Source organism: Stenotrophomonas sp. CFBP 13725, from assembly GCF_014841935.1.
In the GTDB taxonomy this organism is placed as follows: domain Bacteria; phylum Pseudomonadota; class Gammaproteobacteria; order Xanthomonadales; family Xanthomonadaceae; genus Stenotrophomonas.
Genome location: NZ_JACYUV010000004.1, coordinates 39,554 through 62,761 on the forward strand (window position 1 = coordinate 39,554; position 23,208 = coordinate 62,761).

Below are 23,208 nucleotides of genomic sequence, written 5' to 3' on the forward strand. Positions count from 1 at the left end.
GTGCCGTCAGGTGATCAGCCGGCCGGCTGGGCCTCAGCACCGCCGCGCTTGAGCGGATCGGCGTAGGGCGCGCCATTCTCGGTGAATGAAAGTGAGACGGAGTTCAGGCAGTGCCGCTCGAACGTGGGCGGCGGCCCATCCGGGAACACATGGCCCAAGTGGCTGCCGCAGCGGGCACAGGTGATCTCCGTGCGGATCATGCCGTGGCTGATGTCGCGGATTTCATGCACGTGCTCGGCAGCGAAGGGCGCAAAGAAGCTGGGCCAGCCCGTACCGGAGTCGAACTTGGTGTTGGAGCGGAACAGCGGCAGGGCGCACAGGCGGCAGCAGTAGACACCGTCCCGCTTGTTGTCCAGGAACACGCCGCAGAAGGGCGCTTCGGTGCCGTGCTGGAGCAGCACGCGCGCCTCGTCGGGGCTGAGGCTGGCTTCCAGCGCTTGGCGTTGGGCGTCGCTGGGGGGCGTGAGGTCGAAGGCGCTCATGCGGGATCTCCATGGGGGACTGTCTGCAGATGGGGCCGGCGCCGACGGCATGCAAGCGCGGGCACCCTTCATGGGCAGCACCATTCATGGGCAGCACACAAGGCCGGGTGCAGGCTGGGATCACACCGTGTGGGAGCCGTGGCATGAAACGATCATTGTTGTTGCTGGGCGCGCTGCTGCTGCCCACCCTGGCCTTGGCGCAGATCGCCTCGCCGTCCAGCCCGACCTCCACCCGCGGGGCGACCACGGTGACGCCGCCTGCGGCGCAGCCCGTGCCTGCCCAGCCACCGCGACCGGTGCAGCCATCGCCCCCGTCCCCGGTGCAAGCGCCGCGCCCCCTGATGAATCCACCGCCGGCGGCCGGACCCATCCGCAGCACGGGACCGGCGCAGATAGCGCCGCCCCCCACCAGCACCGCCCCGGCCAAGGTGTATGACCGCGATGGGCGGATCATCCCAGGCGTGCGGCCGGCCGGCCAGAACCGCGTATTTGACTCGCGCACCGGTCGATACCACGACAGCGTGCCGCAGGGCACGGATTCCAAGATCAAGCCGTAACGCACCACGGCCATCGGTAGCGCCGAGCCGTGCTCGGCGGAATCTTCCCGCCAACGGCCCGCTGCGCTCGCCGACCACGGGTATGCCGGTCGTCCTGACCGGCACCCTACGGGCCGTCGCAAGCGACGTTGGCCGCGGCTCCTGCCCGCTGCCTTCGGCGCTACCGCTTTTCTTTCTTATTCATTACGCGGCTGGCTGGCGGCCATCGGTAGCGCCGAGCCGTGCTCGGCGGAATGTTTCCGCCAACGGCCCGCTGCGCCCGCCGACCATGGGTCGGCGCTACCGCTTTTCTCTTTTTTCATACGCGGCGGGCGGCCACGGAACCTGTCAGGGGGCCGGGCGGTGGGGCTGGGCGGGGGCGTTGAGTGACATGGATGGCGCGAAACGAGGCCCGCATGGATGCGGCCCTTGCCGGCCCCCGCACAGCCCCCCCGCCCGGCCCACCCCCGATGCAGCAGCAGGCACCCAGCCGCGAGGGGGTCCCACCCGCTCGACACGCCCCGCCCCACAGTCAGCACAATCAAGACGCCAGCTCACGCGACATTCGCCCGCCAGTAACCCAGGCAGGCAGAAGGTGGGCCTGCGCCGACCAAGGCGCCATCCCTCAAGTGAGCGCCATCATGGGTACGCAGAACAAAGACGATAAGTCGCAGGACAAATCGCAGCAGGGTCGTCAGCCGCAGCAGCAGCAACAGCAGCCGGATGCGCAGAAAACCAAGCAGCCGCAGGACAAGCCGCAGCAGGGATCCAAGCAGCAACGCTGACGCCACACCGTGGGAGCGAGGAAAGGGTGCCGGCCAAGGGCCGGCACTGCCGCATCCGGTCAATCAGGAATCGGAAGGCTCCACGTCTCCTTGACCTCTTCCATCACGATGTAGCTCTTCGATTCGCGCACATGCGGCAGGGTCAGCAAGGTGCTGCCCAGCAGCTTGCGGTACGACGCCATCTCGCTGATGCGTGCCTTCAGCAGATAGTCGAAATCCCCCGACACCAGATGGCATTCCAACACGTTGGGCAGCTTCAGCGCCGCGCGGCGGAACTCCTCGAAGATGTCGCCGGACTTGTACGCCAGGCTGATTTCCACGAAGACCAGCAGGCTTGCCTTCACCGCCGCGGGGTCCAGATGGGCGTGGTACCCGGTGATGACCGCCTCGCGTTCCAGCCTGCGCACCCGGTCCGTACACGGCGTCGTCGACAGCCCGACGCGTTCGCCCAGTTCAGTGAAGGAAATACGGCCCTCCGCCTGCAGGATGCGCAGTATTTTTCGGTCAATTTTGTCGAGGTCGCGGATGCGCGTGGCCATCGGGTCACCTGCGGAGTATGGATTTCAGGTGAATATCCTGATCTGCTTTCAAAAAACGCGCAAATTCACTGGTTTGTGCTGACTATACTTCTCCGAATAGGGTCCCAGCGTGCCTGTGCGCAGGGAATGATCGGGTTGGAGAAGTTTCATGCGCGTTCTCATCCTTGGCAGCGGCGTCATCGGCACCACCAGTGCCTGGTACCTGCGCCAGGCCGGTTTCGACGTCACCGTGCTCGACCGTCAGCCGGGACCGGCGCTGGAGACCAGCTTCGCCAATGCCGGCCAGCTCTCGTTCGGCTACACCTCACCGTGGGCGGCGCCGGGTGTGCCGCGCAAGGCGATCGGTTGGCTGTTTGAAAAACACGCGCCGTTGGCGATCCGCCCCGGCATGGACCTGGCCCAGTACCGCTGGTTGTGGCAGATGCTGCGCAACTGCACGCACGAGCGCTACGCGATCAACAAAGCGCGCATGGTGCGCATGTCCGAGTACAGCCGCGACTGCTTGAACCAGTTGCGCGCGGAAACCGGCATCGACTACGAAGGGCGCGAGCTGGGCACCACGCAGCTGTTCCGCACCCAGCAGCAGCTGGACGCGTCCGCACAGGACATCGAGGTGCTGGCGCAGTACGGCGTGCCGTATGAGGTGCTGGACCGTGCCGGCATCATCGCGGCCGAGCCCGCGCTGGCGCACGTGGACGGGCTGGTGGGGGCACTGCGGCTGCCGCGCGACCAGACCGGTGACTGCCAGCTGTTCACCCGTCGGCTGGCGGCGATGGCCGCCGAGGCGGGCGTGGAGTTCCGCTACGACGTGGATATCGCCGGCGTGCAGCATGACGGCGACCGCATCACCGGCGTGCGCGTGGACGGCAAACTGGAAACCGCCGATCACTACGTGGTGGCGCTGGGCAGCTACTCGCCGGCCTTGGTCGCCCCCCTCGGGCTGGACCTGCCGGTGTACCCGTTGAAGGGCTATTCGCTGACCCTGCCGATCACCGACCCGGCCATGGCGCCGACGTCGACGATCCTGGATGAGAGCTACAAGGTGGCGGTCACCCGTTTCGACAACCGCATCCGCGTAGGCGGCATGGCCGAGGTCGCGGGTTTTGACCTGTCCCTGTCGCCGCGCCGCCGCGAGACGCTGGAATTGGTGGTGCGCGATCTGTATCCGAAGGGCGGTGACCTGTCGCGCGCCGAGTTCTGGACCGGGCTGCGCCCGGCCACGCCGGATGGCACGCCGGTGGTGGGCGCCACGCCGTTCCGCAATCTGTTCCTCAACACCGGCCATGGCACGTTGGGCTGGACCATGGCCTGCGGCTCGGGACGCTACCTGGCCGACCTGATGAGCGCGCGCCAGCCGCAGATCAGCACGGAAGGGTTGGATATTTTCCGCTATGGCGGCAAGGCCGTTCCGGCATCGCACAGGGAGAGCCTGCAATGCGCCCCGCACGTGCGTTGATCTACCTGGAAGCGCTGCGCAGCAACTATCGGCTGGCGCGGGAGCTGGGCGGTGGCAAGGCGTTGGCCGTGGTGAAGGCCGATGCCTACGGACACGGTGCGGTGCGCTGCGCGCAGGCACTGGAAAGCGAGGCCGATGGCTTTGCGGTCGCCACCATCGAAGAAGCGCTGGAGCTGCGCGGGGCAGGTATCCGCGCGCCCATCCTGCTGCTGGAAGGGTTCTTCGAGGCCAGCGAGCTGCCGTTGATCGCCGAGCATGGCCTGTGGACGGCCGTGGGCGCGCCCTGGCAGGTCGAGGCGCTGGCTGCGTTCGCATCGCCGGTGCCGTTGACGGTGTGGTTGAAGCTGGACAGCGGCATGCACCGGCTCGGCCTGGACGTACCGACGTTCCGCGCCGCGCACGCGCGTCTGTCCGCCTTGCCGCAGGTGGGCGAGATCGTGCTGATGACGCACTTGGCGCGCGCCGACGAACTCGACAGTGAACGCACGCATGAGCAGGCGGCGCTGTTCGCCGTAGCGATCGACGGCCTGGCGGGCCAGACCAGCGTGTGCAATTCGCCGGCCCTGCTGGGCTGGCCGGATGTGCGCAGTGACTGGGTAAGGCCGGGCCTCATGCTGTACGGCGCCAATCCCCTTGCCGTCGGTTCGGACGTCACCGCACGGCTGCGGCCGGTGATGACCATGTGCTCCAAGGTCATCGCGGAGCGGTGGATCGAGGCTGGCGAGCCGGTGGGCTACGGGGCGCGCTTCGTTGCCCCCCAGCGCACCCGGGTCGGGGTGGTGGCGATGGGATACGCCGACGGCTATCCCCAGTTCGCTCCGAATGGCACGCCGGTGGTGATCGACGGGCAGCCCGGTGAAGTCATCGGCCGGGTATCGATGGACATGCTGACCGTGGACCTGACCCGGCACGCGGCGGCGGGCGTGGGTAGCGATGTGCAGCTGTGGGGTGGGCAGGCGTTGTCACTGTCCGAGCTGGCGCCGCGGTGCGGGGTGAGCGCGTACCAGCTGCCGTGTGCGGTCAAGCGGGTAAGGCGCGAGTACTGCTGAGCCGCGATGGGCTCGGCTCCTTCCACGCCTGGCGTGGAAGGCCCGGGCCCCGGGATCCGCTCAGTTGGCGGCGATCCGCTTGGCCAGGTCGCGGCGCACCCAATCGTCGATGAGCTTCTTTTCGTAGCGCAACGGGTCGCTGCTGCTGTGCAGGCCCACGCTGCCGTGCAGGTAGCCGCTGTCACGCAGCGCGGCTTCGCCCTGGTCGATCACGGTGCCGTCCGCACCCGTCAGGGTGTAGGCCAGGGTGATCCGGGGTGGATAGATGTCGCGCATGATACGGATGTCGCTGGCCCGCGGCCCCTGCCACGGCTCGAAATCACCGGCACGCTTGATGTCAACGAAGGTGACATCCAGCAGCTGGCCGGGCTGCAGGCTCTTGCTGGCGGTCTTGCGCGTGTACTCGGCCAGTTGCTGTACCCAGTTGCCGCGCTCGGCCTCGAACCGGTTGGTGCTGTTGCGCAGTTCGGTGAACCCGCTGGGGTCGTTCCACTTCACACTGACCGGGCCGTCGGCTTCCAGTGCGCGCGGCGCCTGGGGATCGGTAACGGTACGCGGCGCCGCCGTGGCGGTGATCGCCGCAGTAGCAAGCAAGGTGGCCAGCAGCAGCCGGGGTGTCGAGAGGCGGGTCATGACCTGGCTCCAGCGCCGCAGGCGGCGCAGTGGGTGTGCGATCCAGTGTGGGCCTGTCGTCGGGGCCGGACAAGGGCCCGGCGGTCGCAGGCGGTCCGCGCTCATGGGCAATTCATCGCCTGATACGTGACCGTTGGCGCTTGACGCTGCGAATACGCAGTCTGGACCATGCTGTGCTGACTGTTCTCAGGCTGACCATGCCCTTGTCCTCTCTCGATACGACCGTGGAAACCCCGTCCCGCCCGGCTGTGCCCAGTGCTGCGGACCACCACCGGCATGTGCTGGAACGCATGTATGCGGGGTTCTGCGTGATCAAGGTGCTGTTCGAGAACGAGCGGCCTGTGGATTACCTGTTCCTTGAAGTAAACGATTCCTTCGCCCGCCACACCGGTCTGATCGATCCGGTGGGCAAGCGCATGTCCGAGCTGGAGCCTGGTCATGAAGCGGACTGGTTCCGCATCTACGGCCGTGTCGCCCGCACGGGCCAGCCCGCCCAGTTCGAGATGGAGGCGCGGGCGCTGGGCCGCTCGTACTCGGTCGATGCGGTGCAGGTCGGGGCAGCGGGCGATGATACGGTCGCGGTGTTGTTCTTCGACGTCAGCGCACGCAAGCAGATCGAGGGCGAGCTGGGCGAGAGCGAAGCGCGCTTCAGTGCACTGGCGGATGGATTGCCGATGCCGGTGTGGGTGCTGGACGAGCTCGGCCATTCGCGGTTCGTCAACAGTGCGTTCACCGAGTTCTTCGGCGGCGACGAAAGCCGCCTCCCGGAAGACGTGTGGCGTGGGCTGGTGCATCCCGACGATGCGTCGGTGTTTGAGTACGAACTGCGCGAAGCGCTGTCGGCGCAGCGCTCGATGCAGACGCTGGTACGGGCGCGCCGCGCCGATGGCGAATGGCGCTGGCTGGAGATGAACGCACGTCCGCGGTTCTCCCGTCAGGGTCACTTCGTCGGCCTCGCGGGCAGCAGCCCGGATGTCACCGAACGCCGGGAGATCGAACTGGCGCGCGAAGAGCTGCTGCAGTCCGAGCGCGCAGCACGCAGCGCGGCAGAGAACACGGCGCGGCTGAAGGACGAGTTCCTGGCCACGTTGTCGCACGAGCTGCGTACGCCGTTGACCACCATCCTAGGCTGGAGCGAGCTGTTGCTGCAGCGCGTCGAGGCGGACAGTCCGCTGCGCAAGGGCCTGGGCGTGATCGCCAGCAGTGCCAATGCGCAGAAGCGCCTGATCTCGGACATGCTGGACCTGAGCAGCATGCTGCTGGGCAAGGTGCAGCTGGAAGTGGAAGTGCTGGATCTGCGCGACCAGCTGAACGAGGCGCTGGGTGCGCAGGAACTGGTGGCAGAGGGCAAGGCGCTGGACGTCAGCATCGAGCTGCCCGATGGTCCCTGCCTGGTGCTGGGCGATGCGACACGCATGCAGCAGGTGTTGTGGAACCTGCTGTCGAACGCGATCAAGTTCACCCCGGCCGAGGGCTTCCTGAAGCTGCGGCTGGAAGACCTGCCCGACGGCTGGCAGGTGACCGTGCAGGACAGCGGCGATGGCATCGCACCGGAATTCATAGGCCATCTGTTCGGACGCTTCCGCCAAGCCGACGGAACCACCACGCGACGCCATGGTGGACTTGGCCTCGGCCTGGCCATCGTGCAGCAGCTGGTGGAGCTGCATGGCGGTACGGTGTCCGCTGCCAGCGAAGGCCACGGCCATGGCGCGACCTTTACCGTGCGGCTGCCGCGCTATGTGCAGGACCAGGGCTCACGCCCGCTGCGCGAGGTGATCAGTGGCGGCCCCATCATCGAGCGCGTGGTGGAGCCCTATCCACTGCGCGGACTGCACGTGCTGGCCGTGGAAGACCAGGTGGAAGTGCTGGAATACCTGCGCCGCATGCTGGAAGAGCAGGGTGCAGCGGTAACCGCTGCGGCGTCCGCCGGCGAGGCGCTGGCATTGCTGGACGAGAACCGCCACGAACGCTTTGATGTATTACTGACCGATATCGGCATGCCAGGGATGGACGGCTACGGCTTGATCCGTACGCTGCGCGAGGACATGGCCGTGGATGCGGCGGCGTTGCCGGCCGTGGCGGTGACCGCACTGGCACGCGCGGATGATCGTCGCCGTGCGTTGGCGTCCGGGTTCCAGGAGCATGTCGCAAAGCCGTATTCGGTGGCGCAGTTGGTGGCCGCCGTGCGGCACGTGCAGCTTCCCGCCACGCAGGCCGCGTTGCACTGAGTTTTCACGACCCATCAGCGACGCTGCAGGCAGGAGGTACCTACCCATGTCCAGAACCGCCCCACGTATCCATACCGACCCGGCGCGCATTGCTGCGCTGGAAGCCTTGATTCCCCGCCTCGATGGCGACTCACGTGTGCAGCTGATCCTCGATGACGGCCGCCGTGTGCTGGGTACCGTCGCGGTACGCCCGACGATCCAGCAGTATCGCGATGAAGCCGGCGATGAAGGCAGCAACGGCCAGCTGCGGCTGGATGATCTCGATACGCCCGCCCAGCAGCACAACGTGTGGTTGGACGAGATCGTCGAGATCCGCGACCTGCCCCCGGTGACGGGGCGCTAGCGCAACCACACAGGGACGGGCCGTTGGACGGCCCGCTCCCGCTGGGGATCAGTGTTCGAACGGTGTCGCGGTTGCTTCGAAGCGGCGCTCGTAGGCACGCTCGTCTGCGACGCGGCTGATCTCCTCATCGGCCAGGTCCGGTGCCCCATAAACCGCATAGGCAACGCTGCCATCGCCGGTCTTGCCGACCTGATGGAGGCGGTAGCGGGCATGTCCACCGCCGGTATCTTCGGGATAGTGCACGGGCGGCTGACTGCCCTCCAGGTCCATCTCACTGTTGTCGACCACGCCACCGACGAACAAGGCACGCATGCGGTATCTCCAAGGATTGCGGGGGTGCCCCTACCCTGACCGCTGGGGTGTTCGCGTTGCATCAAGGGGATGTTGGGTTTTCGCAAAGCGGACGGTCAGCAAGCCGGTGGCGTGGAGCCGCTACAATGGTCGCCCCCTGAAGATTCCAAGGCTTACGTGCCCGATGGCCGCCCGCGACGACGCCCCGCTGCAGACCTTGTTCCTGCCCTTGTCCCAAGGCCTGCTGCGCTGGCCGCAGGGGCCGGCGGCCTTCCTGCGCGCGCGCGATGGCTGGCCATTGCGCGAGCAGGCGCAGGGTCGGGAGGTCATCTGCGAGCAGAGCTTCGCCCCCTTCGCACAGGCCCTGGAGGCCGGTGGCTTCGAGGTTGCCGCCGAACTGGGTGCCGAGCAGGCGGGCCGCTATGCGTTGGTGCTGGTCCTGCCGCCGCGCCAGCGCGACGAAGCGCGTGCGCTGTTCGCCCGTGCGCTGACCCTGCTGGCACCGGGCGGGGTGATCGTCGCCTGCCAGCACAACGATGAAGGCGCACGCTCGGGCGAGGGCGACTTCAAGCAGTTGACCGGGCTGGGCGGCAGCCTGACCAAGCACCATTGCCGCGTGTACTGGAGCGCCCCTGCAGCGGGACAGCACGACGAGGCGCTGGCCAAGCGCTGGGCGGCACTGGATACCCCGCGCCCCATCCTGGGCGGGCGCTTCATCAGCCGCCCCGGGGTGTTCGCGTGGGACCGTACGGACCCTGCGTCGGTGTTGCTGGCCGAGCATCTGCCCGCCGATCTGGCCGGGCGTGCGGCCGACCTGGGCGCCGGCTACGGCTACCTGTCGCGCGAACTGCTGGAGCGCTGCCCCGCCATCAGTGCGCTGGACCTCTATGAAGCGGAAGGTCGCGCGCTGGACCTGGCGCGGTTCAACCTGGCCGAGCCGCCGCGTGCGCTGCCGGTGCAGTTCCTGTGGCGCGACGTCACCGCCGGCATCGAGCCGGGCTACGACGTGATCATCAGCAATCCGCCCTTCCACACGCCCTCGCGCGAGAACCGGCCGGACATCGGCCAGCGGTTCATCGCCGTGGCCGCGCAGGCGTTGAAGCGGGGCGGCCGGTTGTTCGTGGTCGCCAACCGTCACCTGCCCTACGAAAACGTGCTCAACGACAGCTTCGGCACCGTGCGGGTCGTGGCCGAGCGTGATGGGTTCAAGCTGATCGAGGCGGTGCGCGGAGGCAGCCGGTGAAGCTGGTCAAGCTGATCGCAAACCTGGGCTACGGCAGCCGCAAGCAGGTGCAGTGGCTGTTTCGCGAGGGCCGCGTCACCGATGCGGAGGGCGAGGTCCTGTACGCCGACGATCAAGTGGCGCACGAGGCCATCCGCGTGGACGGCGAGCCGCTGGACGCCCCGGTCGGGTTGACCATCGCCCTGCACAAGCCGCGCGGTGTCACCTGTTCGACCAAGGACAAGGGCCGGCTGGTGTATGACCTGCTGCCGCCGCGCTACCGCGATCGTGACCCGGTGTTGTCCACGGTGGGTCGACTGGACCGCGATACCAGTGGCCTGCTGCTGCTGACCGACGACGGTGGGCTGCTTCACCGGATCATCTCGCCGAAGGCCAAGCTGCCGAAGGTGTATGAGGTGGAGCTGGCCGAGGACCTGCGCGGTGACGAGGCAGGACAGTTCGCCAGCGGCGCGCTGATGCTGGAAGCGGAGAAGACCCCGCTGCTGCCGGCCGAGCTGACCGTGCATGCCCCGCGCAGCGCGACGCTGGTGCTGCATGAGGGCCGCTACCACCAGGTGCGGCGGATGTTCGCTGCGGTCGGCAACCACGTCGACGCGCTGCACCGCAGCCGTGTGGGTGGGCTGGGACTGCAAGGGCTGGAAGAGGGGCAGTGGCGTCCGTTGGATGCGACTGATCTGGACACCCTGTTCGCGCCGTGAGCGAGATTGCCGCTTTGCCGTGCCGCCCCGACGCCGTCATCTTCGACATGGACGGTCTGATGATCGACAGCGAGCGGGTGTCGATTGCCTGCTGGAGCGAGGCATCGGCGGCAATGGGCATCGCGCTGCCCGATGGATTCTTCCTGCAGATGGTGGGGCTGGGTGATCGTGACTGCGAGCGGCTTCTGCTGCAGCACGTCGACGAGGCGCGGATCGCCTCCCTGTTTTCGAACTGCCACGATCTGTACGAGGCACGCACCCAGGCCGGCCTGCCGCTGCGCCCGGGCATCCTGGAACTGCTCGATCTGCTGAAGACGCACGGCGTGCCGCGTGCGGTGGCGACCTCTACCCGGCAACCCCGCGCCAACCGCAAGCTGGGGGCCAGTGGCCTGCTGCCGTACTTCGACGCGGTGGTGACCAGCAGCGATGTGCAGCACCCCAAGCCGGCGCCGGATATCTACCTGTTGGCCGCGCAGCGGCTGGGCAAGGACCCGGCGCGCTGCCTGGCGCTGGAGGATTCGCCCGCCGGCACGCGGGCCGCCGTGGCCGCGGGCATGACCGCCATCCAGGTGCCCGATCTGGTGCATCCGGATGACAGCCTGCGTGCGCTGGGCCACCGCATCGTGGACTCACTGCATGACGTGCGGGCCCTGCTGGTGCCCTGGTTGGCGGCTGCACGCTGAGGCACCCTCGCGCGGTGTGGGGTGACGCCGAGCCTGGCTCGGCGCTACCTGGCGCTCCCGTCACGACCGTTATCTGGTTGCGCCCAGCGGATCGGCTCAGACCCGGCCGAACACCAACGCAGCGTTGGTGCCGCCGAAGCCGAAGCTGTTGGACATCACCGTATCCAGCTGCTGCTCGCGGCTCTCGCGCACGATCGGGAATCCTTCCACCTTCGGATCAAGCTCGGTGATGTTCGCCGAACCGGCAATGAACCCATCGCGCATCATCAGCAGGCAGTAGATCGCCTCGTGCACGCTTGCCGCACCCAGCGAATGGCCGGACAGCGCCTTCGTCGACGACAGCGGCGGAATGGCCTCGCCGAATACTTCGCGGATCGCACCCAGCTCGGTGACGTCGCCGAGCGGCGTTGACGTGCCGTGCGTATTGAGGTAATCCAGCGGACGGTCCACGTGTTCCATGGCCATCTTCATGCAGCGCACCGCACCTTCGCCAGACGGAGCGACCATGTCGGCGCCGTCGGAGGTCACGCCATAGCCGATCAGCTCGGCATGGATGGTGGCACCGCGCGCAATGGCGTGGTCGTAGTCTTCCAGCACCAGCATGCCACCGCCGCCGGCGATGACGAAGCCGTCGCGGGCCTTGTCATACGGCCGCGAGGCCGTGGCCGGGGTCTCGTTGAAGCCGGTGGACAGCGCGCCCATCGCATCGAACATCACGCTCATCGACCAGTGCAGGTCTTCACCGCCACCGGCGAGCATGATGTCCTGCGCGCCGTGGCGGATCAGGTCGGCGGCCGCGCCGATGCAGTGTGCCGAGGTGGCGCAGGCGGCCGACAACGAATAACTGAGGCCCTTGATCTGGAACGCGGTGGCCAGGCAGGCCGACACCGTGCTGCACATCGTGCGCGGCACCATGTACGGGCCGACCTTGCGCACGCCGCGGCTGCGCAGGATATCGGCCGCTTCCACCTGCCACTCGCTGGAGCCACCGCCGGAACCGGCGATCAGGCCGGTACGCGGGTTGCTCACCTGTTCGGTGGTCAGGCCAGCATCGGCGATGGCATCGCGTGCGGCGATGTAGGCGAACGCCGAGGCATCGCTCATGAAGCGCTTGAGCTTGCGGTCGATCAACGCATCCAGGTCCAGGTCCACGCGACCACCGACCTGGCTGCGCAGGCCGGCTTCGGCATGGTCAGGCAGGGCGGTGATGCCGGGGCGGCTGGCACGCAGGTTCGCCGATACGGTGTCCAGGTCGTTGCCCAGGCACGAGGTGATGCCCATTCCAGTAATGACGACGCGACGCATCAGAAGTTCTCGGTGGAAGTGAAGAGGCCCACGCGCAGATCCTTGGCGACGTAGATTTCGCGGCCATCCACCAGCATGCGGGCGTCGGCCTGGGCCATCACCAGCTTGCGGTTGATGACCCGGGTGATGTCGACTTCATAGCTGACCAGCTTGGCGTCGGGCAGGACCTGGCCGGTGAACTTCACGTCACCACAGCCAAGCGCACGGCCGCGGCCGGGGGCGCCGATCCAAGTGAGGAAGAAGCCGGTGAGCTGCCACATGGCATCCAACCCCAGGCAGCCGGGCATGACCGGGTCGCCGGCGAAGTGGCACTTGAAGAACCAGAGGTCCGGACGGATATCCAGTTCTGCGCGTACCATGCCCTTGCCGTGCGGGCCGCGGTCATCGCGGATGTCGGTGATGCGGTCGAACATCAGCATCGGGTCGTTGGGCAGGCGCCCGGCGCTGGCGCCGAACAGTTCACCGCGGGCGCTGGCCAGCAGCTGGTCGCGGTCGAACGCGTGGAGACGAGTCATGGAAAGCACGATCCTGGAAGCGAAGAACGGGTAATCAAGCGCCCGAGGATGCATGACGGGAATGGTTTCAATCAAACATTTCCACCGTACGCACGCGTAGTGTGTACAGCTGAAAACGCGCATCCTGTTGATGTGCAACGACCATACTTCGGCGTGTGGCCCACCAAGGTCGAATGCCCCCTTTCCCTTCATCATGAGCACTATGCGCAAGATCATCCACGTTGACATGGACGCGTTCTACGCGTCGGTGGAGCAGCGCGATGACCCGTCACTGCGCGGAAGGCCGGTGGTGGTGGCGTGGCGTGGGGCGCGTTCGGTGGTGTGCGCGGCCTCCTACGAGGCCCGGGTGTTCGGCATCCGCTCGGCCATGCCGGCACTGCGGGCTGAACGGCTGTGCCCGGATGCCGTGTTCGTGCCGCCGGACTTCGCCCGCTACAAGGCGGTTTCGCGGCAGGTACGCGAGATCTTTCTGCGCCACACCGACCTGGTGGAGCCGCTGTCGCTGGACGAGGCGTACTTGGATGTGACGGTGCCGAAATCCGGCATCGCGCTGGCAACCGACATCGCCCGCGAGATACGCACGCAGATCCGCGATGAGACCGCGCTGACCGCCTCTGCCGGCATTGCGCCGAACAAGTTCCTGGCGAAGATCGCGTCGGACTGGCGCAAGCCGGATGGGCAGTTCGTGGTGACGCCGCAGCGGGTGGATGCGTTTCTGCTGCCGCTACCGGTGAAGAAGGTCCCGGGCGTCGGCGCGGTGATGGAGGGCAAGCTGGCGGCGTTGGGCATCATCACCTGCGGCGACCTGCGCGCCTGGTCGGCGGCGTCGCTGGAGGAAGCCTTCGGCAGCTTCGGCCGCAGCCTGTACAACCGCGCGCGCGGCATCGACGAACGTCCGGTGGAGCCCGACCAGCAGGTGCAGTCGATATCGTCGGAGGACACCTTCGCCGAAGACCTGCCGCTGGATGCACTGGAGCCGGCCATCGTGCAGTTGGCCGAGAAGACCTGGACAGCCACGCGCAAGACTGACCGCATCGGGCATACCGTGGTATTGAAGCTGAAGACCGCGCAGTTCCGCATCCTGACCCGCAGCTACACGCCGGAGCGCGCGCCGGAATCAATGGAAGCGCTGCGTGACATCGCACTGGCCCTGCGGGCCCGCGTGGACCTGCCAGAAGACACCCGTTACCGGCTGGTCGGCGTCGGCCTGGGCGGCTTCCGCGAGCGCGAGCCCGTCCTGCAGGGTGACCTCTTCCAGAACGGGGACGGAGGGAATTAATCGAAATTAATTCCCTCCGTCCCCGTTTTCGTCAGTAGGCGGCGGTGATGATTTCGCGCGGGTGGGCGTTGGTTTCGAGTTCTTCGACAAAGGCGGCGCCATAGTCGGCGTAGCTGATGCGGCTGTGGCCGTCAGCGTCGGTGAGGAAGGTCCTGGCCTGTACGCGGTAGGTTCCGCGTTCTTCACCGGGGCCGATTTCTGCGGCGGGCGAGAAGAACGTCCAGTCGATGTCCTGTACCGGGCGCAGCTGGGTCAGTGCATCGCGTGCGGCGAGTGCGAAGGGTTTGTAAGCGGCCGGGAAATCCGGTGTGTCGACCAGTTGCAGGCCCGGGGCGACCTCCAGGCTGCCCGCACCCCCTACCACCACCAGCCGCGGCACATTGGCTTCGCGCGCAGCTGCCACCAGTTGCGCGGCCACGACGGGGATCTGGCCGATGTCATCGCCGGGGCGCGGGCCGTAGGCGCTGGCCAGCACATCGTGTCCACGGATGACGGCGGCCAGTGCGGCGGCATCGTCCAACGGGGCGATGGCCAGGGAAGCGCCTGCCAGCTCGGCGGGGAGCGCTTTTTCACTGCGCACGATGGCCGTTACCTGATGGCCCTTGGCCAAGGCGTGGCGGGCGATCTGGCGACCGATGTTGCCGGTGGCACCGACGAGGGCGATCTTCATGGGGGAGCTCCGTAGCGGTTGGGAGCGATCACTGTAGGCGTCGCCACTGGTTCGAAAAACAGCGTATAACGACCGTGTTTGTTGCATGGATCGAACAAGTGGACCGACTTACTGCTATCGACGTGTTCATCGAGGTCGCCGAGCGCGGCAGTCTGACGGCTGCGGCGGAGGCCCTGGACATGTCACGGCCCATGGTGACCCGTTATCTAGCGGAGCTGGAGCAGTGGCTCGGCGCGCGCCTGCTGCACCGGACGACCCGCCGGGTGGGGCTGACGGGGCCGGGCGACGTTGCGCTGTCGCATTTCCAGCAGATGCGTAGCGTGCGTCAGGCGCTGGAAGATGAGCTGGCCAGCCAGGATCCCGAGCCGCACGGTGTGTTGCGCGTAACGGCCAGCGTGTCGTTCGGGCAGCTGCATTTGGCGCCCGCCGTTGCGGACTACGTGAAGCGCCACGCGCAGGCACGGATCGAACTGCTGATGGTGGACCGCATCGTCAATCTGGTGGAAGAGCGCATCGATCTGGCGGTGCGCATTTCACGGCAGATCGATCCGGCGCTGATAGCGCGGCGGTTGGCGGACTGCCGGTCGGTGCTGTGCGTGGCCCCGGCTTACCTGCGGCAGCACGGCACGCCGCAGAGCGCGGAAGAGCTGGCATCGCACAACTGCCTGACCCATCACTACGTCGGCAAGGGGGTATGGCGGCTGCGGCGGGACGGGCGCGAGGTGGCGGTGAGTGTATCGGGCAACATCAGTGCCAACGATTCGTCGTTGCTGCTGGAGGCGGTGCGCAGCGGGACGGGTATCGCCATGCTGCCCGCTTACCAGGTGAATCCGCTGTTGGCCAGCGGCGAACTGGTGGCGCTGTTGCCGGACTACACGCTGGACGTGATGGGGCTGCATGCCGTGTATGCCTCGCGTCGACAGCAATCGACATTGCTGCGCAGTTTCGTCGACTTCCTGGTGGAGCGCTTTTCAGGCCCTGCGTTCGCGCCTTATTGCTGAGCCCGTGCGGACGCAGCCAAGACCAGGCCGCAGACACCACGCGGTGTTACGGCGCAGGTCCCTACACTGTGCATCCCCCCGCATTGCGCAGCCGCCCCGTGAGCGAAGCAACAACGTATCCCTATCCGTTGGTCGTGTTCGACCTTGATGGCACGCTCGTCGACAGTGCCGCTGATATCGCAGAGGCGCTCAACCGCACCTTGGTGGACTGGCAGCTGCCGCGCGTGCCGGAGGCCACCGTGTTGACGTGGATCGGCGATGGCGTGCGCCGGCTCGTGGAGCAGGCCTTCACCGCGGCCGGCAGCACGATCGATCTGGACACGGTGATGCCGGGTTTCATGGTGCATTACCGCGAATGCCTGCTGCGCAGTCCGCGGCTGTTCGATGGCGTGGCTGAGGCGCTGCAGGTGCTGCAGGCGCGTGATGTGCCCATGGCCATCTGCACCAACAAGCCGTCGGCGCTGGTGCAGCCGCTGCTGGATCACCTGGGTATCGGCACTGTGTTCGCGTTGGTACTGGGAGGCGATTCGCTGCCGCAGCGCAAGCCGAGTGGTGAGCCCTTGCGACACATCGCGGCGCAGTTCGGCGAAGACCCGGCCGCGTGCCTGATGGTGGGCGATTCCTTGACGGATTACCGTGCCGCATTGGAAGCGGGCATGCCGGTTGCCTTGGTGCGCTATGGCTATCCGCGGGGCCTGGATCTGCAGCACAACGAAGCGGTCACCGTGATCGATGACCTGCGTGATCTGCCTGGGTTGCGCGCCGGGGCGTAACGGTAGCGCCGAGCCGTGCTCGGCGGAATGTCTCCGTGCACGGCCCGCTGCGCTCGCCGACCATGGGTCGGCGCTACCGCTGTCGGACGCTGTGGTAGGGCCGAGCCGTGCTCGGCGGAATGTTTCCGCACACAGCCCGCTGCGCTCGCCGACCATGGGTCGGCGCTACCGCTGTCGGACGCTGTGGTAGCGCCGAGCCGTGCTCGGCGGAATGCTTCCGCACACGGCCCGCTGCGCTCGCCGACCATGGGTATGCCGGTCGTCCTGACCGGCACCCTGCGGGCCGTCGCACGCGACGTTGGCCGCGGCTCCTGCCGCTGCCTTCGGTGCTACCGATCTCGGACGCTGTGGTAGCGCCGAGCCGTGCTCGGCGGAATGTCTCCGTGCACGGCCCGCTGCGCTCGCCGACCATGGGTCGGCGCTACCGCTACCGCTGCGTTACTGCGGCTGGTAGCGCACGCTGAGCTGGTACTCGCGGCCGGGCTGGTTGTACCAGGCGACGGTTTCGTAGCGGCGATCGAATACGTTCGCCGCACGCGCCAGCAACGACCAGTCTGGACCCAGCGCGTACTCAAGGCGCACGTCCAGCGTGCCGTAGCCGCCCAGCTTCACGGTGTTGGCGGCATCGTCATAACGCTTGCCGGCACCGAAGCCGGTGACGCCCACACGCACGTCACCAAAGCGGCGGTCCAGGTCGATGCGCGCGGTCTGCTGCGCGCGACGCGCCAGCCAGTTGTCGTACTGGGTGCCGACGGTGTGGTTGCGCGGATCGGTGTAGCTCAGCTGCGCGTTGACGTCGATACCGGCCACGCGGGTGGTGCCGGTCAGCTCGGCTCCGCGGATGCGGGCCTTTTCCACCTGCGTCATGCGGAAGGTTGCCGCGTCATACGTGATCAGATCGTCCACGCGCGTCTCGTAAACATCCAGACCCCAGCGCCAGTCTTGGCCCTGCTGAGCGACGCCGACATTGGTGCTGCGCGCCTTCTCCGGATCAAGGGCGGCAACACCGCTCCACGGATCGTACAGATCGCTGAAAGTAGGTGCCTTGAACGCGGTGCCATGGCTGGCGGTCAGCTTCCAGCCGCTGCCCAGTTCCATGCCCCACGCCAGCGAACCGGTGGTGTGGTTACCGAACTGCTCGTTGTCATCGTTGCGCACGCTGGCCTGCAGTTGGTGCTGACCGAAGCGTCCCTGGTACTGCAGGAACACGCCGGTGTTGTCACGGCTGTCGACCAGATAGCCAGCGCTGCTGCCGTCCAGGCTGTCATCGCTCCAGTCCACGCCGCCGCTCAGCAGCTGGCCGTCGGCAAGGCCGATGTCAGCCTGCGCCGAGGCACTGTCACGCTGTGTCTGCGCACGGCCGAACGCACCGAACGGGCCGCTGTTGTCGGACTCGTTGTCGCTGCGGCCGATGTTGGCGGTCACGGTCAACCGCTCAGAGGGGGCATAGCGGACCTTGCCAGCCAGTACCTGCTGCAGGGTCTCGGAATAGTTGTAATAGCCGTCGTAGTGGTTCTCCGCTTCGGCGCGCAACGCGCTGCCCTCTACGGTCCACTGGTCGTTGACGTGGTAGCCGCCGCGCGCGCTCTTGGACAGGTTGCGGTAGCCGTCGCGGTCTGGCTCATCCGCGCCGCAGCCTTGGAAGGTGGCCGCCGAGCCGCGGCAGGCATCGATCCCATCGCTGTGCTGGTAGGCGATATCGATGCCGAACCAGCCCCGTTCCGTGCCCCCGCCGATACCGCCGCTGGCCTGGCGAAGTCCGTTGCTGCCGCCGCCCAGCTCCAGGTGCGGTGCGAATCCGCCTGTGTTGCGGCGGGTGAATATCTGCACGACGCCGCCAATGGCATCCGCGCCATACAGGCTGGACTGTGGCCCGCGCACGATCTCCACGCGCTCGATCTGCGCCAGCGGCAGGTCCTGCAGCATGGCCAGGCCGAAGTCGGCGGTATTGATACGCACGCCGTCCACCAGCACCACGGTGTGCGATGAGTTGGTGCCGCGCAGGAACAGCGAGGTCTGCTTGCCGAGTCCGCCGGTGTTGGTCAGGTTGATGCCGGCGCGGCCACGCAGCAGGTCCTGCAGCGAGGTCGCCTGGCTGGATTCGATTGCGGCGCGGTCGATCACCTGCGCCGGGCTGAGGCTGTCGGTCAGCGCGATCGGGGTGCGCGTGGCGGTGACCAGCACTTCGTCGAGCGCGGTCGCTGCGTTCTGCGCGTGGGCAACGCCCGGCAGTGCGGCAAGCACGGCCAAGGAAAGGATTCGGGACTGCACTGACATGAGGGAACTCCGGCTGCCGCGCACGCCCGCGCGGACATAAAGGGAGCTGCGGCACGTGGGGCAGGGCGATGCGCACCGCGAATGCTCGCGATGGCCGTCGCCGATGCCCTCCGCATCGCAACCTTGTGCTTCCTGGCCGGTCTCCGGGCTTGCCGTCGGTGGGAACCCACCGGGCGGACGCCTTCCCATGCTGGGCACAGTGGCGTGATGTCCGCTTGTGACGCGCTTACCGTTGCGGGGGCAGCGCCGGAGTGGCATCTCACGATGTGTCACCGGCTTCCCGTTTCAACCTGCCAGCTTGCGCCGCAGGTCACCTTGAAGTGCGCGCAGTCTAAGCGATCACACGCGGCAATGCAGGGCGATGCGGCCGGTGCACTAGAATGGACTCTGTTTCGTTCCAGATCTGCCGATGACGTCCATGCCGTGTTGTGTTGTTCCCCTGTTCGAACGCCCGGGCGTGCGCCCGCTGATGCACGACAGGCACACCGGGGGCGGGCGATGATCCTGGACCTGGTGCGCCATGCCAGTACCGGACGCGATACCCACCTGGACGGACGCACCGATCCACCGTTGTTGGCTGGTGCGCATGACGGTCTGTGTGCCGCCTATGACCTGCACGAATGGGAGCGTGTGATCTGCTCGCCCCGCCTGCGTGCACTACACACCGCCGTGGCGCTGGCCGTGCCGCGAGGGTTGGACGTGCAGCCCGACGCGGAGTGGGAAGAGCTGGACTTCGGCGACTGGGATGGTGTGGCCATCGACACGCTGCCCGAGCAGGCACTGCTGGGCTTTCATCGTGATCCGCACGCCTTTCCACCGCCGAACGGCGAAAGCTGGGGACACTTCGAACGACGGATCGCGCGCGCGCTGGATCGCTTGTTCGATGCAGAGGAAGCCGACGATGCGGCGCCAACGCTGATCGTCAGCCACGGCGGTCCGCTGCGGATGGTGCTGTCGCAGGTATGCGGGCTGCCGGTGGCCCTGTGCTGGGCGTTGCGCATCGATCACGGCACGCGGCTGCGGCTGCGGGTAGAGCGGGGCGACGGTGGGCTGTGGGGCGAGCTGCTGGAGCTGCAACAGCCGTGATGCCGCCGTTGTGGCGGCACGCCATGCTCGGCCGGGGCTGACGCGCCGCTGCGCTCGCCGACCATGGGTCGGCGCTACGGATGTCGGATGCTGCGATTGTTGTAGCGCCGAGCCGTGCTCGGCGGAATGTGTCCGCGGACGGCCCGCTGCGCTCGCCGACCATGGGTCGGCGCTACCGTCAGTCCTGCGTGTCGGTGTCGTCGAAACGTCGTTCGTGCACGGGGCCGGAGGCCGGTCCCGGCGCTTTCAACGGCTGCAGGGCGATGCGGGCTTCGTAGTCCTGCACCAACGCACCGCGTTGTGCTTCGGACAGGTCCTGCCAGTGGCAGTCCAGCAACGCGCCTTCCAGTGAATAAAGCAGGTTGAGGCTGGGCTTGAAGCCTGCGCGCCTGATCTTGACGAAGGCGCCGACCGAGCCGATCGCGAGCAGTTCTTCGCGGCTGCGCAGCCCCACCTGGCGCAGCCAGGCAGCGCTCTTCGGACCGATGTTTCGCAGCTGCAGGGTGCTCATTGCAGGGCGTCGACGAATACCGCAGCGATGGCTTCCAGGCCGGCCTGGTCATCGGCATCGAAGCGCGCCGGCTCCGGGCTGTCCAGGTCGAGCACGCCGATCAGCGTATCGCCCTTCACCAGCGGCACTACCAGCTCGGAACGGGAGGCGGAATCGCAGGCGATATGGCCCGGGAAGGCGTCCACATCGTCGATGCGCTGGGTCACGCGCTGGGTGGCGGCAGCACCACAGACGCCCTTGTGCAGGGGGATGCGTACGCACGCAGGCAGGCCCTGGAACGGGCCGACAACCAGCTCGGTACCGTCGAACAGGTAGAAGCCGGCCCAGTTGAGCTGCGGCACGGCGTGGTAGATCAGCGCGGAGAGGTTGGCCGCATTGGCGATGCGGTCGCTCTCGCCATGGACCAGGGCACGGGCCTGTTCCAGCAGCTGGGCGTATTGTTCCGGCTTGCTGCCGGTCAGCGAAGAGGTGGCGAACATGGCGTCAGTCTAGCAAGGCACGGCGTCGCGGGCGGCAAGGCCGCGCGCCAGCGCGCCGATCCGCGCTATGCCGGCCACGTAGTGCTCATCCAGCGCCTGGCAGCAGGAAAGCCGCAGGCAGTGCCGGTAGCGTGCGCCCCGCGAATACACCTGGCCGGGCATGAACACGATGTCCTCTGCCAGCGCCTGCTCGAACAGCTGGCCGGTGTCCACGCCCGGTATTTCCAGCCACAGCAGGAAACCGCCGGTCGGCTCGGTCGCCAGCGTGCCGGGCGGAAAGTGCTGGGCGACCAGTTGTCGGACGCGTCCGGTCTGTTCGCGGTACAGCCGGCGCATGCGCCGGAGATGGTGCTCGTAGTTGCCCGCCTCGAGGAACGCCGCGACCGCATCACCGAGCAACCGCGACTCGGCACCGCTGGAGTGGAACTTGAGCAATGCGATGCGCTCGCTGAAGCGGCCGCCCTCGAGCCAGCCGATGCGGTAATCCGGTGCCAGTGTCTTGGAGAAGCCGGCGCAGACCATGACCCAGCCCTCGCGGTCGAATGCCTTGAGCAAGGGTTCCAGCGGTTCGGTGTGCTGCAGCTCGGCGTACACGATGTCTTCGATCACCGGCAGCCGCCGGGCGCTGGCCAGCGCGGCCAGGCGGTGCTTGGCGGCGACCGGCATGGTGCAGCCCAATGGATTGTGCACGGTGGGCATCACCACCAGCGCGGCCAACGTCGTGGTATCGAGCAGGGTGGCCAACGCGTCCACGTCCAGCCCGTGTTGCGGGTGGGTGGGCAGTTCGATCGCCTGCAACCCGAGGCTGGCAAGCAGCGGATACAGGTTGAAGTAGGACGGGGCCTCCAGCCCCACGGCGTCGCCGGGCTGGGTGACCGCGCGCAGCGCAAGCTGCAAGGCCTCCATCGCCCCATGGGTCAGCACGATGCGTTCCGGCACGGTGTGCAGCCCCATGCGCGGGCCGCGCTGCACGATCTGCCGGATCAGCGCCTGCGAACCATTCTGTCGCGCGTAGGTTTCCACAGTGGCCATGCCCCGGCGCAGCACCTGCGCCGTCGCGCGCTGCAGGTGGGGGCCGGGATAGAAGGCCGCGCCCCGCGGCCCGGCGAAGGCAAGGTCCAGCACCTGCGGGCGCTGCTGCGCGGCAAGGACGCGTGCCATCATCGCCTGCTGGCCGGGGGCGGTGGGGGCCGACGGGACATCGCGCAACGAGCGCTGCGGCACCTGCAGGCGCTGCGCGACTTCGAACCCCGAACGCGGCAGCGGAATCACCAGACCGGCATCTTCGAGTTGCCGGTAGGCCCCGATCACGGTGTTCAGGCTGACCTTGCGCTGGTCGGCCATCTGCCGCAGCGAAGGCAGACGCGCCCCGCTGGGCAGGCGTCCGGCGTGGATCGCCGCCGCCAGTTCATCAGCAAGGCGCTGGTAGCGAGGGGATGTGGTGAGCTCATCCATCTGTACCCATCCCGCTGACCATCCGCCGTGCCTGTAACCGTGGGATGGCCAGCCTAGCATGGGCCTGCTGCGCGCCGCTTCGTAGCGGGTCAGCGCGTTTTTGTGCCTGCGAGCGCGGTCCAGCGCACCCACTCAGCCGTGCGGCGTCACCGCATCGGCACCAGCATCGGATCCTTGCGGTACAACTGCGGAAAGCGCTGCTGCAACGCGACCAGCTTGGGCGCATCGTAGTAGCGGATATAGGCGGCCTGCGGATTCCGCTCCAGGTAATTCTGGTGATACGCCTCGGCGGGATAGAAGCGCTTGCCCGTGCCCAGCTCGGTCACCACCGGCGAGGTGAACGAGGCGCCGATCTGTCCTACGTAGGCGCGGTTGGCTGCCTGTTGGCGCGCGTCGTCGCTGAAGATGGCGGAGCGATACTGCGTGCCGCGATCCGGGCCCTGCCGATTGAGCTGGGTCGGATCATGCGCAACCGAAAAGAACACCTGCAGCAGCTGGCCATAGCTGACCTGGCGCGGATCGTAGTCCACCCGCACCGCCTCGGCGTGGCCGGTGCGACCGCCGCTGATGGTTTCATAGCGCGCGGTCGATGCTTCGCCCCCGATGTAGCCGGACACCGCGTTGCTGACGCCCTTGACGTGCTGGAACACGCCCTGCACGCCCCAGAAGCAGCCGCCGGCGAACACCACGCTGGCCTGCGTGCGGTCATCCTTGAAGGCAGCGGTTCCGGTGGGAGCGGGCAGCGCACGGCTTTCTTCGCTGATGCGAGCCGCCCCGGCAGCAGCGCCGAGGGCCGGCCCCGCATCCACCGCAAAGGCGACAAGCGAGCCCACGACCAGCGTCGCGACGGCGGCGGCAATACCCTGTTCCAGTGAGAGTTTCATACGACCT

The 23,208-nt window shown here is 67.4% G+C and carries 25 protein-coding genes and 1 riboswitch; of the genes, 13 read left to right on the top strand and 12 right to left on the bottom strand.

Annotation, left to right across the window (positions count from 1 at the left end):
• Positions 1-14: 14 nt before the first annotated feature.
• Positions 15-482, bottom strand: coding sequence for a peptide-methionine (R)-S-oxide reductase MsrB (gene msrB, locus IFT65_RS08365; protein WP_192081093.1), 468 nt, complete (start codon positions 480-482; stop codon positions 15-17).
• 143 nt (positions 483-625) lie between these two features.
• Here msrB and IFT65_RS08370 point away from each other — a divergent pair, with 143 nt between their 5' ends.
• Both IFT65_RS08370 and IFT65_RS08375 read left to right on the top strand, forming a co-directional pair.
• Positions 626-1,039 carry a classical arabinogalactan protein 4 gene (locus IFT65_RS08370; protein ID WP_192081094.1) on the top strand — a complete coding sequence of 138 codons (414 nt, stop codon included), beginning with the start codon at positions 626-628 and terminating at the stop codon, positions 1,037-1,039.
• 620 nt (positions 1,040-1,659) lie between these two features.
• Positions 1,660-1,803 (top strand): lana protein, encoded by a 144-nt coding sequence (locus tag IFT65_RS08375; RefSeq protein ID WP_192081095.1) that lies wholly within the window; start codon positions 1,660-1,662, stop codon positions 1,801-1,803.
• Between the two features lie 59 nt (positions 1,804-1,862).
• Here IFT65_RS08375 and IFT65_RS08380 read toward each other — a convergent pair whose 3' ends face one another.
• On the bottom strand, positions 1,863-2,342 hold the full coding sequence (locus tag IFT65_RS08380) for an Lrp/AsnC ligand binding domain-containing protein (protein ID WP_188325943.1): 480 nt from the start codon (positions 2,340-2,342) through the stop codon (positions 1,863-1,865).
• 148 nt (positions 2,343-2,490) lie between these two features.
• On the opposite strand from IFT65_RS08380, the gene IFT65_RS08385 reads away from it, so the two are divergent.
• Complete coding sequence (locus IFT65_RS08385) at positions 2,491-3,798, top strand: D-amino acid dehydrogenase (RefSeq protein ID WP_192081096.1); 1,308 nt, start codon at positions 2,491-2,493, stop codon at positions 3,796-3,798.
• A complete protein-coding gene (gene alr / locus IFT65_RS08390; RefSeq protein ID WP_192081097.1) occupies positions 3,777-4,847 on the top strand; it encodes an alanine racemase in 1,071 nt (356 codons plus the stop codon). Before IFT65_RS08385 ends, alr begins: the two co-directional genes overlap by 22 nt.
• A 60-nt stretch (positions 4,848-4,907) precedes the next feature.
• Here alr and IFT65_RS08395 read toward each other — a convergent pair whose 3' ends face one another.
• Complete coding sequence (locus tag IFT65_RS08395) at positions 4,908-5,480, bottom strand: DUF3016 domain-containing protein (RefSeq protein WP_188325946.1); 573 nt, start codon at positions 5,478-5,480, stop codon at positions 4,908-4,910.
• A 290-nt stretch (positions 5,481-5,770) separates the two neighbouring features.
• Between IFT65_RS08395 and IFT65_RS08400 the strand changes: the two genes are divergently transcribed.
• Both IFT65_RS08400 and IFT65_RS08405 read left to right on the top strand, forming a co-directional pair.
• Complete coding sequence (locus IFT65_RS08400) at positions 5,771-7,708, top strand: ATP-binding protein (RefSeq protein WP_249405117.1); 1,938 nt, start codon at positions 5,771-5,773, stop codon at positions 7,706-7,708.
• A 46-nt stretch (positions 7,709-7,754) separates the two neighbouring features.
• Positions 7,755-8,051, top strand: coding sequence for a DUF3247 family protein (locus IFT65_RS08405; protein ID WP_188325948.1), 297 nt, complete (start codon positions 7,755-7,757; stop codon positions 8,049-8,051).
• A gap of 48 nt (positions 8,052-8,099) precedes the next feature.
• Here the strand turns inward: IFT65_RS08405 and IFT65_RS08410 are convergent, their stop codons facing one another.
• Positions 8,100-8,363, bottom strand: a complete 264-nt coding sequence (locus IFT65_RS08410; RefSeq protein ID WP_188325949.1) for a hypothetical protein — start codon at positions 8,361-8,363, stop codon at positions 8,100-8,102.
• A 163-nt stretch (positions 8,364-8,526) separates the two neighbouring features.
• Here IFT65_RS08410 and IFT65_RS08415 point away from each other — a divergent pair, with 163 nt between their 5' ends.
• Genes IFT65_RS08415 through IFT65_RS08425 form a run of 3 tightly spaced genes read left to right on the top strand, consistent with a single transcriptional unit; the run spans position 8,527 to position 10,966 of the window.
• On the top strand, positions 8,527-9,585 hold the full coding sequence (locus tag IFT65_RS08415; protein WP_192081099.1) for a class I SAM-dependent methyltransferase: 1,059 nt from the start codon (positions 8,527-8,529) through the stop codon (positions 9,583-9,585).
• The gene (locus IFT65_RS08420; protein ID WP_192081100.1) at positions 9,582-10,283 is read left to right on the top strand and encodes a pseudouridine synthase; all 702 of its coding nucleotides are present in this window, start codon (positions 9,582-9,584) and stop codon (positions 10,281-10,283) included. The genes IFT65_RS08415 and IFT65_RS08420 overlap by 4 nt, the downstream gene beginning before the upstream one ends.
• Positions 10,280-10,966 carry an HAD-IA family hydrolase gene (locus IFT65_RS08425; protein ID WP_192081101.1) on the top strand — a complete coding sequence of 229 codons (687 nt, stop codon included), beginning with the start codon at positions 10,280-10,282 and terminating at the stop codon, positions 10,964-10,966. Before IFT65_RS08420 ends, IFT65_RS08425 begins: the two co-directional genes overlap by 4 nt.
• A gap of 96 nt (positions 10,967-11,062) precedes the next feature.
• Here IFT65_RS08425 and fabB read toward each other — a convergent pair whose 3' ends face one another.
• Together fabB and fabA are read right to left on the bottom strand one after the other, a co-directional pair.
• Entirely contained in the window at positions 11,063-12,271 is a 1,209-nt protein-coding gene (gene fabB / locus IFT65_RS08430) for a beta-ketoacyl-ACP synthase I (protein WP_192081102.1), read from the bottom strand.
• Positions 12,271-12,786: a 3-hydroxyacyl-[acyl-carrier-protein] dehydratase FabA gene (fabA, locus tag IFT65_RS08435; RefSeq protein WP_188325954.1), complete on the bottom strand. Its 516-nt coding sequence runs from the start codon at positions 12,784-12,786 to the stop codon at positions 12,271-12,273. The genes fabB and fabA overlap by 1 nt, the downstream gene beginning before the upstream one ends.
• Positions 12,787-12,979: 193 nt before the next feature.
• Between fabA and dinB the strand changes: the two genes are divergently transcribed.
• Positions 12,980-14,065 (top strand): DNA polymerase IV, encoded by a 1,086-nt coding sequence (gene dinB, locus IFT65_RS08440; RefSeq protein ID WP_188325955.1) that lies wholly within the window; start codon positions 12,980-12,982, stop codon positions 14,063-14,065.
• Positions 14,066-14,096: 31 nt separating this feature from the next.
• On the opposite strand, the gene IFT65_RS08445 is transcribed toward dinB, so the two are convergent.
• Positions 14,097-14,735 carry an NAD(P)H-binding protein gene (locus IFT65_RS08445; RefSeq protein ID WP_192081103.1) on the bottom strand — a complete coding sequence of 213 codons (639 nt, stop codon included), beginning with the start codon at positions 14,733-14,735 and terminating at the stop codon, positions 14,097-14,099.
• Between the two features lie 98 nt (positions 14,736-14,833).
• On the opposite strand from IFT65_RS08445, the gene IFT65_RS08450 reads away from it, so the two are divergent.
• The gene (locus IFT65_RS08450) at positions 14,834-15,736 is read left to right on the top strand and encodes a LysR substrate-binding domain-containing protein (protein ID WP_192081104.1); all 903 of its coding nucleotides are present in this window, start codon (positions 14,834-14,836) and stop codon (positions 15,734-15,736) included.
• A gap of 98 nt (positions 15,737-15,834) precedes the next feature.
• Complete coding sequence (gene gph / locus IFT65_RS08455; RefSeq protein ID WP_192081105.1) at positions 15,835-16,509, top strand: phosphoglycolate phosphatase; 675 nt, start codon at positions 15,835-15,837, stop codon at positions 16,507-16,509.
• 438 nt (positions 16,510-16,947) lie between these two features.
• Here the strand turns inward: gph and btuB are convergent, their stop codons facing one another.
• The gene (btuB, locus tag IFT65_RS08460) at positions 16,948-18,786 is read right to left on the bottom strand and encodes a TonB-dependent vitamin B12 receptor (protein ID WP_192081106.1); all 1,839 of its coding nucleotides are present in this window, start codon (positions 18,784-18,786) and stop codon (positions 16,948-16,950) included.
• Between the two features lie 116 nt (positions 18,787-18,902).
• A riboswitch (cobalamin riboswitch) is annotated at positions 18,903-19,119 on the bottom strand.
• A gap of 165 nt (positions 19,120-19,284) precedes the next feature.
• Here btuB and IFT65_RS08465 point away from each other — a divergent pair.
• Positions 19,285-19,872, top strand: a complete 588-nt coding sequence (locus IFT65_RS08465) for a histidine phosphatase family protein (protein ID WP_192081107.1) — start codon at positions 19,285-19,287, stop codon at positions 19,870-19,872.
• Between the two features lie 178 nt (positions 19,873-20,050).
• On the opposite strand, the gene IFT65_RS08470 is transcribed toward IFT65_RS08465, so the two are convergent.
• The 4 genes from IFT65_RS08470 to msrA form a co-directional block, all read right to left on the bottom strand.
• A complete protein-coding gene (locus IFT65_RS08470; RefSeq protein WP_192081108.1) occupies positions 20,051-20,383 on the bottom strand; it encodes a TfoX/Sxy family protein in 333 nt (110 codons plus the stop codon).
• Positions 20,380-20,862, bottom strand: a complete 483-nt coding sequence (locus IFT65_RS08475) for a GAF domain-containing protein (RefSeq protein ID WP_192081109.1) — start codon at positions 20,860-20,862, stop codon at positions 20,380-20,382. Before IFT65_RS08475 ends, IFT65_RS08470 begins: the two co-directional genes overlap by 4 nt.
• 9 nt (positions 20,863-20,871) lie before the next feature.
• Positions 20,872-22,317, bottom strand: a complete 1,446-nt coding sequence (locus IFT65_RS08480; RefSeq protein ID WP_192081110.1) for a PLP-dependent aminotransferase family protein — start codon at positions 22,315-22,317, stop codon at positions 20,872-20,874.
• Between the two features lie 146 nt (positions 22,318-22,463).
• Positions 22,464-23,201: a peptide-methionine (S)-S-oxide reductase MsrA gene (gene msrA / locus IFT65_RS08485; protein ID WP_188325963.1), complete on the bottom strand. Its 738-nt coding sequence runs from the start codon at positions 23,199-23,201 to the stop codon at positions 22,464-22,466.
• Positions 23,202-23,208 lie beyond the last annotated feature (7 nt).